Raw genomic sequence first — 15217 nt, 5'->3', positions numbered from 1 at the left:
GTCGATCTTCTCGACACTTCGCGCAAAGCCCCGACACGGCTGAGAGAATAACGGTATGACTTCGCCCGAAACTTCCCCACTTCCGTCACCGCAGGCCCCTGTCCTGGCGCTGCTGCTCGACGTTGACGGCCCGGTTGCGAGCCCGGTCACCCGCGACGTGCAGCCCGGGATCATCGCGGATCTGTTGGCGCTTGCCGCCGCCGGCGTGCCGGTCATCTTCAATACCGGCCGTTCGGACGCGTTCATCCGCGAGCAAGTCATGGAACCCATGATCGCGGCCGGCATGCCCGCCGCCACCGTCATCCACGCCATTTGCGAGAAAGGCGCCGTCTGGTTCAGCTATACCGCGGAGGGCCCCGGCCCCGTCCATGTCGATCACGGGCTCGCCATCCCCCGCGCGTTCGGCGACGACGTCCGCCGCCTGGTCGCGGAAGACTATTCCGCCCACATGTTCTACGACGAAACCAAGCGGGCCATGGTCTCGGTGGAGCAGCACATCGCCGTCGCGAACCTTGAGTACCGGGCCGAGCAGGAACTCTTCGACGCCGACGCCATGGACCTCATGGCGCGCCACGGCCTCGGCGTCGTGCGGCTTGACCACCATGTCCCGGATTCGGATGACCAGGTGGACTTCCGCGTCGACCCGACCATCATCTCCACTGACATCGAATCGGTGCGGCTGGGCAAGGACCTGGGGGCGAGCCGGGCGGTGGAGCTCCTGGCCGCCCAGGGCATCACACCGCAGGCCTGGCGCACTGTGGGAGATTCGCGCACGGACTACGCCATGGCGGACTGGCTGCACCACAACGACCATGCCGTAAAGCACGTGGACGTCCGGCCCGCGGACGGCATCCCGGTGAAACCGTACGAGGTTCTCACCGCCGCCGATCTGGGACTCGGCGAGGACGTGATCCACGACGACGCCGGTGCCGCCTTCCTGCACCACTGGCTGGGTGTCGTCGCCGGCTAGTCCAAGCCGGGCCGGCGTCACAACCCGCCTCAGACGGGCACCGGGGCCGGGCGGGTTTCCACGGCAATTTTGAGGGCCGCGTTATCATGCAAGTAGACAGCAACGCATTCAAGAAACGGGAGATCTAACATCACCGAAGCAGCGATCCAAGACGAGATTTACTATGGCAGCCAGGCGTCCGAGGACACCCACGCCGAGGTCACCTCGGCGGCCGCCGTGGCCAGATTCCGGACCCGTTCCGATGTCGTCCGTCACCGTGGCCGCTATGCGCTGATCAACGAGAACCGCACCCCGTACCAGGCCATGGTCGAAGACCTGATGTTCCTGCGTTCCGTTCTGGCCGACGCCGGCCTCGACTATCTGCTGGTCCGGGGCAACAACCACCGTCCGGTGATCGCCGTCGACTGGAAAGACCGCAAGGAACTCCGCGACGCCCTGGTGGAGGCGTGCCGGGACGAACCGTTCTACTCCATGAGCGTGGACGCCAAGAAGAAGTCCTCCGTGTTGGTGGCCGACGGTGAGCTCTCGCCGAACCGCCAGGCCCGGATTTTCCGGTTGTACCGGCCCAGGGTGGAGCCGGAGGGCGGTTTTGAATTCGGCGCTTCCGCCGGCGTGCAGCTGGAGTTGTGGAGCTTCGAGGGCGACCAGCTGATCCTGCCGATCGAGAACTCCCTGACGCGCCGCACGATGCTGGCCCAGGATGCGGTGCGCGGCACGGTGGAACGCTACGGCCACACCTGGCCCACCATCGAGAACATGTTTGCGGACCATGCCAGCGACATCAGCTTCGACATCGACCTGGTGTTCTCGTGGGTGGACGGCAGCTCCCCCGAGTACATCGCGGCCCGGCGCGCCCGCATGGCCGGCGTCGTGGTGGGCGAAGGGGACGATCACGAGGCCCGCTTCCGCCAGATCGATGAGCTCAAGTACGCCCTGCGTTCGGTCTACATGTTTGCGCCGTGGATCCGCCGGATCTTCATTGCCACCGACTCCCCGGCGCCCGCATGGCTGGCGGACCACCCGGGCGTGACGATCGTGCGCAGCGAAGAGTTTTTCGCCGACCCCTCAGTTCTGCCGACCCATAATTCGCAGGCTGTGGAATGCCAGTTGCACCACATCGAGGGACTCTCCGAGCACTTCCTGTATTCCAATGACGACATGTTCTTTGGCCGGGCCGTCGGACCGGACATGTTCTTCACCCCGGGCGGGATCACTAAGTTCATTGAGGCCGAAACGCGGATCGGCCTGGGCGACAACGACGCCGAGCGCAGCGGCTTTGAGAACGCCGCCCGGGTGAACCGCAAGCTGCTCTGGAACCGGTTCGGCCGCATTACCACCCGGCACCTGGAGCACACGGCGGCTCCCCTGCGGCGAAGCGTGGTCGAGCAAATGGAACAGGAGTTCCCGGCCGAGTTCGCCAAGACCGCCGCGAGCACCTTCCGGGCCGCGGATAACATTTCCGTAACCAACTCGTTCTACCACTATTACGCGCTGCTCACGGGCCGAGCTGTGACCCAGACGGCGGCCAAGGTGAGGTACGTCGACACCACGGCGCGGGCGGGCCTGAACTACCTGCCCAAGCTTCTGGCCAAGCGGAACATGGACTTCTTCTGCCTCAACGACGGCAGCTTCCCCGAGGTCCCCGCGGAAGAACGGGCCGAACTGGTCACGGACTTCCTGGAGAAGTACTACCCGCTCAAGGCCCCCTGGGAAAAGTAACGGCGCGCACCGAGGCCGCGCCCGTTCCGGGCGGCCCGGGCCACGCCTGTCCCGGGGCTGGTCAGTTCAGGGGCTGGTCAGTTCAGGGTGGTGAACCTGCGGTGCGCTGGCGTCCGCGCCGGGGCCTCGAGCCTGGCCTGCGCCGGGATGGTGATCCCGGCGGCCGCCAGCCGCCGCTGGGCCTCCTCGGGGGACACGATCTCGCCGACCTCCGGGGAGTCGCCGAGGAGCACCACGGAGTGCACGATCGTGTGTTCGTAGACGTGGACCAGGTTGAACGCCTGCCCGCCGTCACGTCCGCGGGTGCCGCCCACCGCAACGTTCAGGTCCTGCGTGTAGCAGGTCGCTGATGCCACGGACACGGGAATGCCTGCGAACGTCGCGGTGGTGGAATAGTGCAGGTGGCCGCCCAGGATGGCCCGGACATCGGAATTCCGCAAGACACCGGCGAGCGCAGACTGGCCCCGGAGTTCCACCAGCACGGCAAGATCGAGCACGGACGGTACCGGTGGGTGGTGCAGGGCAAGGATAGTCCCGTCCGGGGCGGGGGTGGCCAGTTCAGCGGCCAGCCAGTCCAGCTGGTCCTGGCTCAATTCGCCGTGGTGGAAGCCGGGCACGGAGGTATCGAGGGTAATGATGCGCAGCCCATTGACGAAATAGCTGTGATCCACCGGGTCGTCATTGTCCGCCTGGTCCAGGAGCCCGGCCCGAAAATTGGCGCGGTCATCATGGTTGCCCATCGCCCAGATAACCTTCGCTCCCAGCGCCTTGCACGCCGGCTCCACGATCGCGCGGAGCTTGGCATAGGCCTCCGGTTCGCCGAGGTCGGCGAGGTCGCCTGTAAAGATCACGGCTTCGGGGCGAGCGCCTGAGGCATGGACTTCGTCGAAGAGTTGCCTGAGCAGGGCTTCGCTGTCCACGACGCCGTGCAGGGGTTGCGGACCCCCCAGCAAATGGGGGTCGCTTAGATGAAGTAGGAAATGACGTGGCCGGGGGTGTTCGGCCTCGATGCGCTCCATTGCTGCCTTCTTGGTTGGGTGGAAGCGGTGCTTCCAGTGTCCCTCTCAGTAAGGACTATCCAACCAGACATTCGGCAAACAATGTTAAAACTTGGACAGGCATGTTTGGAAAAACGACGTTAACAGGTGGTCGGCCCTCACATGCTCCTGTCGGCATATGAGGGGAACGGGCCGCCCGGCGGCACTGCCTGGTCCCGGTTCAACGGGGATGGGCAGTGCCGACGGGTTAGGGTCGTCCGCTAGCTCAGGTAGCCGTTCGGGTTGAGCACGAACTTCGTCGCCGCACCGGCGTCGAATTCGGCATACCCCTTGGGCGCGTCCTCCAGCGGAATGGCCTTCGCGTTGACGTTCTTGGCGATATGCACCTTGTCGTGAAGGATGGCCATCATCAGCTGCCGGTTGTATTTCATGACCGGACACTGCCCCGTGGTGAAGCTGAGCGACTTAGCCCAGCCCGTTCCGAGGCTAAGTGAGAGCGAGCCCTTCTTGGCGGCCTCGTCCACACCGCCCGGATCACCCGTGACGTAGAGCCCCGGAATGCCCAAGGCGCCACCGGCGGCCGTCACTTCCATGAGGGAGTTCAGGACGGTTGCCGGGGCTTCGTGGGCTCCGGCCCCGTGGCCTTTGGCCTCGAATCCCACCGCATCCACGCCGCAGTCGACTTCCGGGACCCCGAGGAGCTGCTCGATTTGCTCCGCCGGGCCGCCCTTGCTCAGGTCGATGGTCTCGCAGCCGAAGCTGCGCGCCTGCGCCAGGCGGTCTGCGTTCATGTCTCCCACGATCACGACGGCGGCCCCCAGGAGCTGGGCGCTGGTCGCCGCGGCCAGGCCGACCGGTCCCGCGCCGGCGACGTAGACGGTGGAGCCCACGCCGACCCCCGCGCTGACGGCGCCATGGAATCCGGTCGGGAAGATGTCCGAGAGCATGGTCAGGTCCATCATCTTCTCCAGGGCCTGGTCCTTGTCCGGGAACTTCAGCAGGTTCCAGTCGGCGTACGGCACCAGGACGTAGTTGGCCTGGCCGCCCACCCAGCCGCCCATGTCCACATAGCCGTAGGCGCTGCCCGGGCGGTCGGGATTGACGTTCAGGCAGATGCCCGTCTTGCGTTCCTTGCAGTTCCGGCAGCGTCCGCAGGCGATGTTGAACGGGACGGAACAGATGTCCCCGACTTTGATAAATTCCACATCCGGCCCCACTTCCACCACCTCGCCGGTGATTTCGTGGCCAAGCACCAGATCACTTGGAGCGGTGGTGCGCCCCCGGACCATGTGCTGATCCGAGCCGCAGATATTCGTGGCAACGGTTTTGAGGATTACACCATGGCGTACCGAACGGCCCACATTGGCGGGATTGACCCCCGGACCGTCCTTGAGTTCGAAGGTGGGGTAGTCAATGTCGATCAGTTCGACCTTGCCCGGCCCCTTGTAGGCAACGGCTTTGTTCCCTGTCATCTATTTCCTCCTGCTTTCACGGGCCCCAGATTTGGGGTCCACTTGTGATTCACGAAGTTCTTTGATGCGCCCCCCGCAGGAATACCTCGGCCGCACTGCCGACGGACGGCTGTCAGGGATGACTGCGCCGCGGGTATGCCCGGAATGCTGGAGGGTCTGGCCAGTCTAGGCGGTAAGCATGCTTAGGGATAGGGGGCGAATGCCCTGCAGACAAACGGGCCGTTTCAGGCCAGGGCGGACTGCACAGCTTCGATGATTTCCGGAGCGTCCGGTTCCACGGTCGGCGCAAAGCGGGCGATGATCTCGCCGTCGCGGTTCACCAGGAACTTCTCGAAATTCCACTTCACCAGGCCCGGGAGGATGCCGTTCTTGAACTTGGTGAGCTCGGTGTAAAGCGGATGCGCGTTCTTGCCCCGGACGTTGGCCTTGGCTGTCAGCGGGAACGTCACGCCGAAGTTGCGCTGGCAGAATTCGGCGATCTCGGCGTCGGCACCGGGCTCCTGCCCAGCGAACTGGTTGCAGGGGACGCCCAAAACCTGGAAGCCCTGGTCGCGGAACTTATTGTGCAGCGCCTCGAGCCCCGCGTACTGGGGTGTGAACCCGCATTGGGACGCCACGTTCACCACCAGCACCACCTCCCCCTTGAAGCGGCCAAAATCGGTCTCGGTGCCGTCGATGAGAGTCAAGGGAATGGAGTACAGAGCGGTCATGGGCGCGTCCTCGCGGTGTCGGTGGTCCGAAGCAGTGATCCGGAACTGGTCACCAGTGTAATTCGGTGCCGAGGCGCGCGGGGATGGGTTTGCGTTCCGGTGCGGCTCCCACCCCGGAAGGTTCTCGGGGCGCTTGTCAGCGGCTCGGCGTTGCGGTGGGCGTCGCTGAGGCTTTGGTCGTGGCCGTGGTGGACGGCTTGGTGGTCGGGGTTGACGTGACGGTTGGCGTGACGGGCGGCGCCGGCGGCACCGGTGCGATGGGCTGGGCCGTCAGAGAGAGCGGCGGCACGGCCGGCGTCGTGACCGGCGCAGACGTGGACGTGGGCGACGCGGTGGCAGCCTCCGTGGCGCTTGGAGATCCCGACGCCGAGGAAGTCGGCGGAGTGATGGAAGGCTGACCCGGCACCGGAGGGGTCGTCGGGGTCGCGGTCTGGCTCGGCGTCGGCGTTGGTGTTGGTGTCGCCGTCGTCGGTTTGGGAGTCGGCGTCGGAGTCGGAGTCGCCGAAGCAGTAGTTGGCGGCGTTGGTTTCGCCGTCGTCGGCTTGGGAGTCGGCGTCGCCGTCGTGGGCTTGGGAGTCGGCGTCGCCGTCGTGGGCTTGGGTTTGGGCTTGGCGGTTGCCGATACCGTGCCGGCAGCGGCTTTGGTAGCTGCGGCTGAGGCACTCTGGGATGGCTTGGCCGCCACCGATGCAGGCTGTTCCTGAACCCCTCCGCCCACGACGTGGGTCAAGTCTGTCTGGACGGGAATCGCCCAGCCAAGCCCTGCGTTGGCTGGATTGCCGGCGTCGGGCGCGTAACTGGTCAGGTCGAGCGGGCCGAGCTGGTCCACCTGCTTGATGGGGATGAACTTCCATCCCATCGGATCGGTGTGGGAGCCGTTGAGGATCGTTTCGAAATGAAGGTGGCAGCCGGTTGAGGAGCCGGTAGTGCCGACCAGGGCAATGACCTCCCCCACCCGCACGGAGTCGCCCTTCTTGACCGCGATCCCCTGGAGGTGGTTGTACGTGGTGATGAGACCGTTGCCATGGTCGATTTCCACCCGGTTGCCGCCGCCCCACGGGTGCCACCCGACGGCCCGCACCACACCGGCGTCGGCCGCGTACACCCGGGTGCCGCAGGCCGCGGCGAAGTCCTGGCCCCAGTGGAATTCGCCTGCGAGCCCTGTGAGGGGGCTGGTGCGCACCCCGAAGGGGGACGAGGGCACCAACGTTTCAAGCGGGGCCATGAGGAAGCCCGCTGCGGGCCGCCTCAGGGTCGCGGAGGCGACATTGAGTTCGCCCGCGACCCCTTCCCGGGTCACCGTTTGGACCGTGGAGCGGCTGAAGGCCACAAGCGCCTGGGGGTTGGCCGTGACGGCGGCTGGTGCCCGTTTCGCTGCGGCCGGGTCGGAGTCGGCAGACGGGTCCAGGGTTTCCGGCCCCACGGCGCCGGAGGCCTGTACCGCGGCAGGCACCGCGGCAGGTACCGCCGGGGGCGCAGTGGCACTCAGTCCCTGAAGGCCGACGAACGTCAGTACGGCCAAGGACAGGCACAGCCCTCCGGATAGGCACCGCACGGCAGCGGTCCGTACCCTGGTTGTTTGCTCACTCGTTGAGTTTCCCCAGTGTTTTCCCACGATGTGACTCCCGCAATATATGTCCGCCAGACCCCAATCTTCACGGACTTACCTCCCTATGGGACCACAGACGGTCGGGTCTGTGAACCGTCCGCAGCCCCCTTTTGCGGTACCAATCGGAGATCGCCCGGAGACCCCAGTAGCCAGCAGGTGGCGGCCGGGTAGTCTCCGGCCGGGTTGCGAGTGTCAGGGAACTCGTGCGCGGGTAACAATGGAGCATGCGCAATGTCCTCAGGGAATGGCAGGCAGAACTCAAACAAACGTTCACCGGGACGCGCGAGGCCGTGCCTGAGTGGGTTCCGCACCTTGCCGAAGGCGACGACGCCGGTTACCACCTGCCAGGGTCGGCGGTCTGGGCCGTGCACGGGGACATGCCCACCATCGTGGCCGGAATCCGGGCGCTGCTGATACAGGCACTTCACCCCGGCGCGCTGGCCGGGGTCCACGATCACTCCCGCTTCCGGGAAGACCCCTTGGGCCGGCTCGCGGGCACGATCCGCTGGATCTTCACCGTTTCCTACGGCTCCACCGATGCGGCACGGGCTGCCTCGGACTGGGTGCTCCGGCTCCACCGGACGGTTCGGGGAGAATTCGTGGACGGCCACGGCATCGGGCGCAGCTACGCGGCCAACGATCCTGAGCTGCTCCGCTGGGTCCACATCGCCTTCACCGATGCCTTCTTGTCCGCCCATAAGCTGTGGGGGCGGCCGATTCCGGGGGGACCCGATGCCTATGTCCGGGAGTGGGCCCAGGCCGGCCGGCTCATGGGTGTGGAGGCGCCTCCGCTGACCGAGGCCGAAATGCGGGCGCAACTGGACCGCTGGTACGACGACGGCGAGCTTCGCTGTGACGAACGGGTGGCCGAAACGGTGGCGTTCATCCGCGATCCCCCCCTGCACCCTGCGCTCAAACCGGGCTACCGGGTGCTATTCGCGGCCGCCGTGACGAGCCTTGAACCCAAGTACCGCGAACTGCTGGGCCTTCGGACCGCGCGGCTGGGCCCGATCCCGCTGCCTGTCACCCTGGCCACGCGGGTCACGCTCGGGATCGTGCATCTCGCCCTCGGCCGGGTGGGGCCCAGCGAGCAGGCCGCCCGGAGCCGCTTGCGCCGGCTGGGCTACAGCGCCTGAGCGCGGTCTCCGGACGCAAAAAGGCCCCGGTCCAAGGGACCGGGGCCAACCGCGGAGAATGGGGGATTTGAACCCCCGAGGGCGTTAACCCAACACGCGTTCCAGGCGTGCGCCATAGGCCGCTAGGCGAATTCTCCAGTTGCTTCTGAATCAAAAGCAGATACTAGACTACCTGAACTTTCCGGCTTCGCCCAATTGGGCCCTCCCCGCGCGGCCTGAGGCTGCCCCGACGGACATGCCCCGCGACGCCTGAGGCTGCCCGACGAACATGCCCCGCGACGCACGCGACGGATGGACATACTCCCATTCCGCCCAGCCCTCGCCGCGAAAAATGAGCATGTTCATTGGTGGGAAGGAGGCCACAAACAGGCCAATTCGGGGCACACCCAATCGTCAGGTAAACTTGCTGACGGCCCCTCATGTGGCGTCATCCTGTTGAACTCCCCCAGGACCGGAAGGTAGCAAGGGTAAACGGGCTCTGGCGGGTGCATGGGGGGTCTTTTATGTCTGTGCCGATTGGTAGGGTTTATCTGTGACTGTTACTACCGCCCTGTACCGGAGATACCGCCCCGATTCGTTCGCGGACGTTATCGGGCAGGAGCACGTCACCGAGCCCCTCATGACGGCCCTGCGCAAGAACCGCGTCAACCACGCCTACCTCTTTTCCGGCCCCCGCGGCTGCGGCAAGACCACGTCCGCCCGCATCCTGGCGCGCTGTCTGAACTGCGCCGAGGGGACTACGGACACCCCTTGTGGCAAGTGCCCCAGCTGCATCGAACTCGCCCGCGGCGGCTCGGGCTCCCTGGATGTCATCGAGATCGACGCCGCCAGCCACGGTGGTGTGGATGACGCCCGCGACCTCCGCGAACGGGCCACCTACGCCCCGGTCAGGGACCGCTACAAGATCTTCATCATCGACGAGGCCCACATGGTCACCTCGGCCGGGTTCAACGCCCTGCTCAAGATCGTCGAAGAACCACCGGAACACATCAAGTTCATCTTCGCCACCACGGAGCCGGACAAGGTGATCGGCACCATCCGCTCCCGCACGCACCACTACCCCTTCCGGCTGGTGCCGCCGGAGCCCCTGATGGCTTATCTTGAGCTGCTCTGCACCCAGGAGAACGTCCCCGTGGCGCCCGGCGTACTCTCGCTCGTCATCCGCGCGGGCGGGGGTTCGGTGCGCGATTCCCTTTCCGTGCTGGACCAGCTCATGGCCGGCGCCGGACCAAACGGCCTGGACTACGAACTCGCGGTCGCCCTCCTGGGTTACACCCACGCTTCTCTGCTGGACGACGTCGTCGAGGCAGTCGCCGCGTCGGACGCCGCCACGGTATTCCGCGCCGTGGACCGGGTCATCCAGACCGGGCACGATCCCCGCCGCTTCGTCGAAGACCTGCTGGAGCGCTTCCGCGACCTCATTATCGTCCAGGCCATGCCCGAGAGCGCCCAGTCCATCCTTCGCGGCATGCCGGCAGACCAGATTGCCCGCATGCAGAATCAGGCGCACAACCTCGGGGCGGCCGAGCTCTCCCGCGCCGCGGACGTCACCAACACCGCGCTCACGGACATGACCGGGGCCACCTCGCCGCGCCTGCACCTGGAACTGCTGTGCGCCCGCATTCTGCTGCCCAGCTCCGAGCAGACCGAGCGCGGCATCGCGGCGCGGATCGACCGCGTCGAGCGGCGGTTGAACTACGCCGGGAACGACGTCGGGTCCCCCCTCGCCAGCGCCCCCGCAGCGGGCACCGTCCCACCCGCGCCGGCTGCGCCTGCCGAACAGTCACCTGCTCCCCAGCCGCCTGCTCCCCAGCCGCCTGCTAGCCAGCCGTCTGCGGCGCCTTCGCCCGCGGCACCGGGCGCCCCGGCCGCCAGCCCTGCGGCCGCGCAGCCCCAAGCCGAACAGGCCCGGGCCCGGCATCAGCAGACCGGGCATCAGCCGGCCGCGGCAGCCGGACCCGTCACCCCCGCGCCGGCGGCGCCAGCACACGCCCGCCGGGACGAGCCTGCCCGGGAACCGCTCACGCCCCCGCGGGTCAGCACCAGCGACTGGCCCGTGGAGGACACCGCCCCAGCGGGCAAGCCCGCCTCCCGGCCGGCCCCGTCTGCCCCTGCCGAAGCATCCCCCGCCCAGGCCACGGCCCAGGCATCCCCGGCATCCCGGGCCCAGCCCGCTGCCGCCCCGTCAGTCGAGCCGTCCCCGGCGGCCGCAGCAGCGACGGCCCCGTCCGCGCCTGCACGAACCGAACCTGCCCCGGATGCCCCCGCATCCGCCGCAGTCTCCGGAGCGGGCCCCGACGTCGAGGTCTTGCGCCGCGCATGGCCCGAAATCCTGCAAACACTCACCAAGATCAAGCGCAGCACTTGGGCCCTGGTGGAACCCAATGCCCAGGTCGGCCATTTCGAAGACCACGTCCTGACCCTCGCGTTCACCACCACGGGGCTGGCGGGGGCCTTTGGCCGGGCCGACCACGCCGACAACCTCCGGCAGGCGATCCACAAGACGATCGGCATCGATTGCCAGATCCGGGCCGTGGCCGGCGGCGGCAACAGCCCAGCGAGCTCTGAGCCAAACCCAAAAGCGCCGGCTAGCCCGGAGGCCCCGGCAACGTCTGCAACGTCGGCCGACGTCGCCTGGGGCCTGAGCCCGGCTCCGCAGCCGCCCGCATCGCCGGCGAACGAAACCGCTGAAGCGATCCCGGCGGGGGCGCCGGCCCAGGCGCACGTTCCTGCCGCCGCCATGCCGGCGGCCCAATCCACCCCGGCCCGCGCCGGCACCGGAGTGGTTCCCGTCGCCGCGCCGGCAGCGGAACCCCAGGCGCCCGCCCCCACGGCCCAAGCCCAGGTACGCGCGGCCGAGCCGGCCGTCGAATCGGGCGGCCCTTCCGAGGCTTCCGGATCCTACGCGGACCCCGACGACGACTGGGGACCGCCCCGGGACGAGGACGCTCCGCCGCTGGACGAAGAACCACCCCTGGATTGGGATCCTTCGCCCGCTGCCGCCCCGCGCCGCCCCGAGCCGTCAGCAGCGGCAGCGGCTCCTGCCCGCAAGACCCCGACCCCGCCTGCATCCAAGGCCGCCGGTTCCCCGGCCGCGCTGGGCCAGGACGCGTCGGCCGACGCGTGGGCCCGCGCCGTCGAGCAGTCACCCGGCGTCTGGACGGTCGGCACAAATTCCAACGTCGGCGGGTACGTGACCCCGGACGCGGAGCCTGCTCCGGTGCCCGAGCCGGCGCCAGTGCACTACGAACCGGCGGCGGCACAGATCCCGGAGTACGCGGGTGTCGTGTCCGCGGCGTCCGGGCTGGCCTCGGGACACCCCGCCCGCGCGGAGGCGGCTCCGGCCCCGGCCGTTGCGGACTCTGTTGCGCCGCGGGTGGCCGCCGCTGCCGTTGCTGCAGCCGCGGGGGCTGTTGCGGTGGCCGCCGTGCCCGAGGCGGCCGCCCCGGCAGGCCGGCAAAGCCTGTACCAGCGGCTGTCGAACAGTCCAGAGGCCGAGGCCGGGCGCGCGAAAGCCCCTGCCCGCGCGGCGGCCCCGACCGTGTACGTGCAGGACATCCCCAGCGCCGACGACGAAACAATCGAGGAATCTGGCGTCTTCGGCAGGGCCGCCGTCGAGCGGATTCTGGGCGGGAAACTGGTGGAGGAGCGCTCCCTGGACGGAAGCCCGCTGCCGCCGCGCTTCTAACAGACCCCCCGCCGGCTGGCCCCGACCCCACTCCAAACGAACGAGGACATTGTGTACGAAGGTGCAGTTCAAGAGCTGATCGACGAGCTCGGCCGCCTTCCCGGGGTAGGGCCCAAATCTGCCCAGCGGCTGGCCTTTCACATCCTCGAGGCGGATCCGCAGGACATGAAGCGGCTCGTTGACGCCATCACCACGGTGAAGGAACGGGTCAAGTTCTGCACGGTGTGCGGGAACGTGACGGAGCAGGAACTGTGCAACATCTGCCGTGACCCGCGCCGGGATCCCTCGGTGATCTGCGTCGTCGAAGAATCCAAGGACGTCTTGGCGGTGGAGCGCACCCGGTCGTTCCGCGGCAGGTACCACGTGCTGGGCGGCGCGATCAATCCGATCGCCGGCATCGGCCCGGAACAGCTCCGGATCCGCGAGCTGCTCACCCGGCTCAACGACGGCGCCATTCAGGAAATCATCATCGCCACCGACCCCAACCTCGAGGGCGAGGCCACGGCGACGTATCTTGCCCGAATGCTCAAGTCGATCGGCATCGCGGTTACCCGGCTCGCCTCGGGCCTGCCCGTGGGCGGGGACCTCGAGTACGCCGACGAAGTCACGCTCGGCAGGGCCTTCGAGGGCCGCCGCAACGCGCTGAGCTGAGACTTGTGGCAGCTGACGGAAGCGACGTTAGGGCCCCGCTCCTCACCGAGCGGCTGCTGTTGCGTCCGTTGAGGGCGGACGACGCCGGCGCCTTGCTCCGGTTCCGTGCTGACCCCGCAGCCACGCGGTACTTGTCGCACGGTCCGCTCACCCCGGCGCAGAACCGCGCGCGGCTCGAGCAGGCGTTGTCCGCGGCGGCGGCCTCCACCGCCGAGTGGTTTCACTTCGGCTGGGCGATCGAACTCCGGGCCACCGGTGAAGTCATTGGGGACGGCCGGACCTGGAACACGGCGGAGCCCCCGGCGCCCGGCCGGATTCCCGCCGAATCAGCGAGCCTCGGCTACGTGCTGCACCCGGACCACCATGGGCTGGGCCTGGGCCGGGAGGCCGCCGGCGCCCTGGTCGAGTGGCTTTTCACCGTCCGCGGCAGCGAGACCATTTTCGCGGGGGTCTACGAGCCCAATCTCCCCTCGCGCAGACTGCTGGAGGGCCTGGGTTTCCGGAAGGACCGTTTCTTCCCCGTTGCCGAGGACACCGCGGGCAAGCAGCTGGCTTCCTGGCGCTACCGGCTGGACCGCGGCTAGCCCCAGACGCGTGCGGCTCCCACCACTGGACATGTCCCGCGCCCGCGCCCGCCATTGGGCACAACGCCCCTATGCCCACCCCTGGCCGCGAAGAATGAGCATGTCCCCCGGACCCGGGAGAGCATGTCCACCCCTGGGCACCAGCGCGGGGCATGTCCGGTGGAACAGGACCGGCGGAAAGGGCCCGGCATGTCTGCCATGCGGTCACAATTCAACGGCGCAGGGTACACGGCGATAAACTGGGGTGAGAAGTTACGCCGTCGCGCCGTTTGGTTGCCTGGCCCAGAACCCCGATGATCCAGTGAGGGTGCGCGAATGAGTTTGCCCACTACCGAAGTCCAGCCCGGATCGCAGCCGCAGACGCTGCCGGTCTCGGCCGCCACCACCAAACACCTTGTTGTGAAGAAGTTCGGCGGTTCCTCGGTGGCCGACGCTGAGGGCATCAAGCGCGTCGCCCGCCGGGTCGTGGACGCCCACAACGCCGGCGACGAAGTCGTGGTGGTGGTCTCCGCCATGGGTGACACCACTGATGAGCTCCTCGACCTCGCCAGCCAGGTGACCGATTCCGCCCCGGCCCGCGAGATGGACATGCTCCTCTCCGCCGGGGAACGCATCTCCATGGCACTGCTCGCCATGGCCATCAATAAATTCGGCGCGTCGGCCCAGTCGTTCACCGGCTCCCAGGCCGGCATGATCACCGACGGCATCCACGGCAAGGCCCGGATCATCGACGTCGATCCCCACCGCATCCGCACCGCCCTGGACAAGGGGCACATCGCGATTGTGGCCGGATTCCAGGGCATGAGCCACACCACGAACGAGATCACGACGCTCGGCCGCGGCGGATCGGACACGACGGCGGTGGCCCTCGCCGCGGCGCTCGACGCCGATGTGTGCGAGATTTTCACGGACGTCGACGGCGTTTACACGGCCGACCCGCGCGTCGTCCCGTCGGCCAAAAAAATCGACCGGATTTCCAGCGAGGAAATGCTGGAACTGGCAGCATCCGGCGCTAAAATTCTGCATCTGCGCTGCGTGGAATATGCCCGCCGCTTCGGGGTACCGTTGCACGTCCGATCCTCATTCAGCCAGAACGAAGGCACGTGGGTCCTCCCCGGGGCCGACGACAAGATCACGACTCAAGAGGGAGTTGCCTTGGAGCAGCCAATCATCTCCGGTGTTGCACATGATCGTTCCGAAGCCAAGGTCACGGTTGTTGGCGTACCGGACATTCCCGGAAAGGCTGCGGCGATCTTCCAGGTCATAGCGGACGCCCACTCGAACATCGACATGATCGTCCAGAACGTCTCCACGCACGGCACGGGCCGGACGGACATCTCCTTCACCCTTCCGATCGTCGAGGGCGCCGAGGCCCTGGCCGCCCTGCACGCCGCGCAGGAACGGATCGGCTTCGAGAGCATCGAATACAACGAGAAGATCGGCAAGCTTTCGCTGATCGGCGCCGGCATGCGGTCGCACCCCGGCGTGTCCGCACGCTTCTTCGCGGCCCTCTCCGAGGCGGGAATCAACATCAACATGATCTCCACCTCAGAGATCCGCATTTCCGTGGTCACCCACGCGGATCTGCTCGACGACGCCGTCCGCGCCATCCACCGGGCGTTTGACCTCGACAGCGAGGACGAGGCCACGGTTTACGGCGGCACCGGGCGCTAGGCGCGG

The 15217-nt window shown here is 67.5% G+C and carries 11 protein-coding genes, 1 tRNA gene and 1 other RNA gene; 8 read left to right on the top strand and 5 right to left on the bottom strand.

Going from position 1 to position 15217, the window contains the following annotated elements; all coding sequences use genetic code 11:
• Positions 1-55: 55 nt before the first annotated feature.
• Entirely contained in the window at positions 56-970 is a 915-nt protein-coding gene (locus AB4Y72_RS09100) for a hypothetical protein (RefSeq protein ID WP_441425838.1), read from the top strand.
• Positions 971-1273: 303 nt separating this feature from the next.
• Positions 1274-2689, top strand: a complete 1416-nt coding sequence (locus AB4Y72_RS09095) for a stealth family protein (protein ID WP_441426001.1) — start codon at positions 1274-1276, stop codon at positions 2687-2689.
• 77 nt (positions 2690-2766) lie between these two features.
• Here AB4Y72_RS09095 and AB4Y72_RS09090 read toward each other — a convergent pair whose 3' ends face one another.
• The 4 genes from AB4Y72_RS09090 to AB4Y72_RS09075 all read right to left on the bottom strand — a co-directional run bounded on the left by AB4Y72_RS09090 (position 2767) and on the right by AB4Y72_RS09075 (position 7391).
• Entirely contained in the window at positions 2767-3708 is a 942-nt protein-coding gene (locus AB4Y72_RS09090) for a phosphodiesterase (RefSeq protein WP_441425837.1), read from the bottom strand.
• Between the two features lie 239 nt (positions 3709-3947).
• Positions 3948-5159, bottom strand: a complete 1212-nt coding sequence (gene fdhA, locus AB4Y72_RS09085; protein ID WP_441425836.1) for a formaldehyde dehydrogenase, glutathione-independent — start codon at positions 5157-5159, stop codon at positions 3948-3950.
• 224 nt (positions 5160-5383) lie between these two features.
• Positions 5384-5869, bottom strand: a complete 486-nt coding sequence (locus AB4Y72_RS09080) for a glutathione peroxidase (protein WP_441425835.1) — start codon at positions 5867-5869, stop codon at positions 5384-5386.
• Between the two features lie 136 nt (positions 5870-6005).
• Positions 6006-7391 carry a M23 family metallopeptidase gene (locus AB4Y72_RS09075; RefSeq protein ID WP_441425834.1) on the bottom strand — a complete coding sequence of 462 codons (1386 nt, stop codon included), beginning with the start codon at positions 7389-7391 and terminating at the stop codon, positions 6006-6008.
• Between the two features lie 311 nt (positions 7392-7702).
• Between AB4Y72_RS09075 and AB4Y72_RS09070 the strand changes: the two genes are divergently transcribed.
• Positions 7703-8614 (top strand): oxygenase MpaB family protein, encoded by a 912-nt coding sequence (locus AB4Y72_RS09070; RefSeq protein ID WP_441425833.1) that lies wholly within the window; start codon positions 7703-7705, stop codon positions 8612-8614.
• Between the two features lie 52 nt (positions 8615-8666).
• Here the strand turns inward: AB4Y72_RS09070 and AB4Y72_RS09065 are convergent.
• Positions 8667-8751 (bottom strand) — tRNA-Ser (locus AB4Y72_RS09065).
• Positions 8752-9022: 271 nt separating this feature from the next.
• On the opposite strand from AB4Y72_RS09065, the gene ffs reads away from it, so the two are divergent.
• The 5 genes from ffs (at position 9023) to AB4Y72_RS09040 (ending at position 15211) form a co-directional block, all read left to right on the top strand.
• Positions 9023-9119, top strand: an RNA gene (gene ffs / locus AB4Y72_RS09060) — signal recognition particle sRNA small type.
• 27 nt (positions 9120-9146) lie between these two features.
• Positions 9147-12302: a DNA polymerase III subunit gamma and tau gene (locus AB4Y72_RS09055; protein ID WP_441425832.1), complete on the top strand. Its 3156-nt coding sequence runs from the start codon at positions 9147-9149 to the stop codon at positions 12300-12302.
• A gap of 51 nt (positions 12303-12353) precedes the next feature.
• A complete protein-coding gene (recR, locus tag AB4Y72_RS09050; protein WP_090579574.1) occupies positions 12354-12953 on the top strand; it encodes a recombination mediator RecR in 600 nt (199 codons plus the stop codon).
• A gap of 5 nt (positions 12954-12958) precedes the next feature.
• Positions 12959-13537 carry a GNAT family N-acetyltransferase gene (locus AB4Y72_RS09045; protein ID WP_441425831.1) on the top strand — a complete coding sequence of 193 codons (579 nt, stop codon included), beginning with the start codon at positions 12959-12961 and terminating at the stop codon, positions 13535-13537.
• Between the two features lie 315 nt (positions 13538-13852).
• Positions 13853-15211, top strand: a complete 1359-nt coding sequence (locus AB4Y72_RS09040; protein WP_441425830.1) for an aspartate kinase — start codon at positions 13853-13855, stop codon at positions 15209-15211.
• The last annotated feature ends 6 nt before the right edge of the window (positions 15212-15217 follow it).

Source organism: Arthrobacter sp. YAF34 (assembly GCF_052113245.1).
Taxonomy (GTDB): domain Bacteria; phylum Actinomycetota; class Actinomycetes; order Actinomycetales; family Micrococcaceae; genus Arthrobacter.
This window is presented reverse-complemented; position numbering and strand designations above follow the sequence as displayed.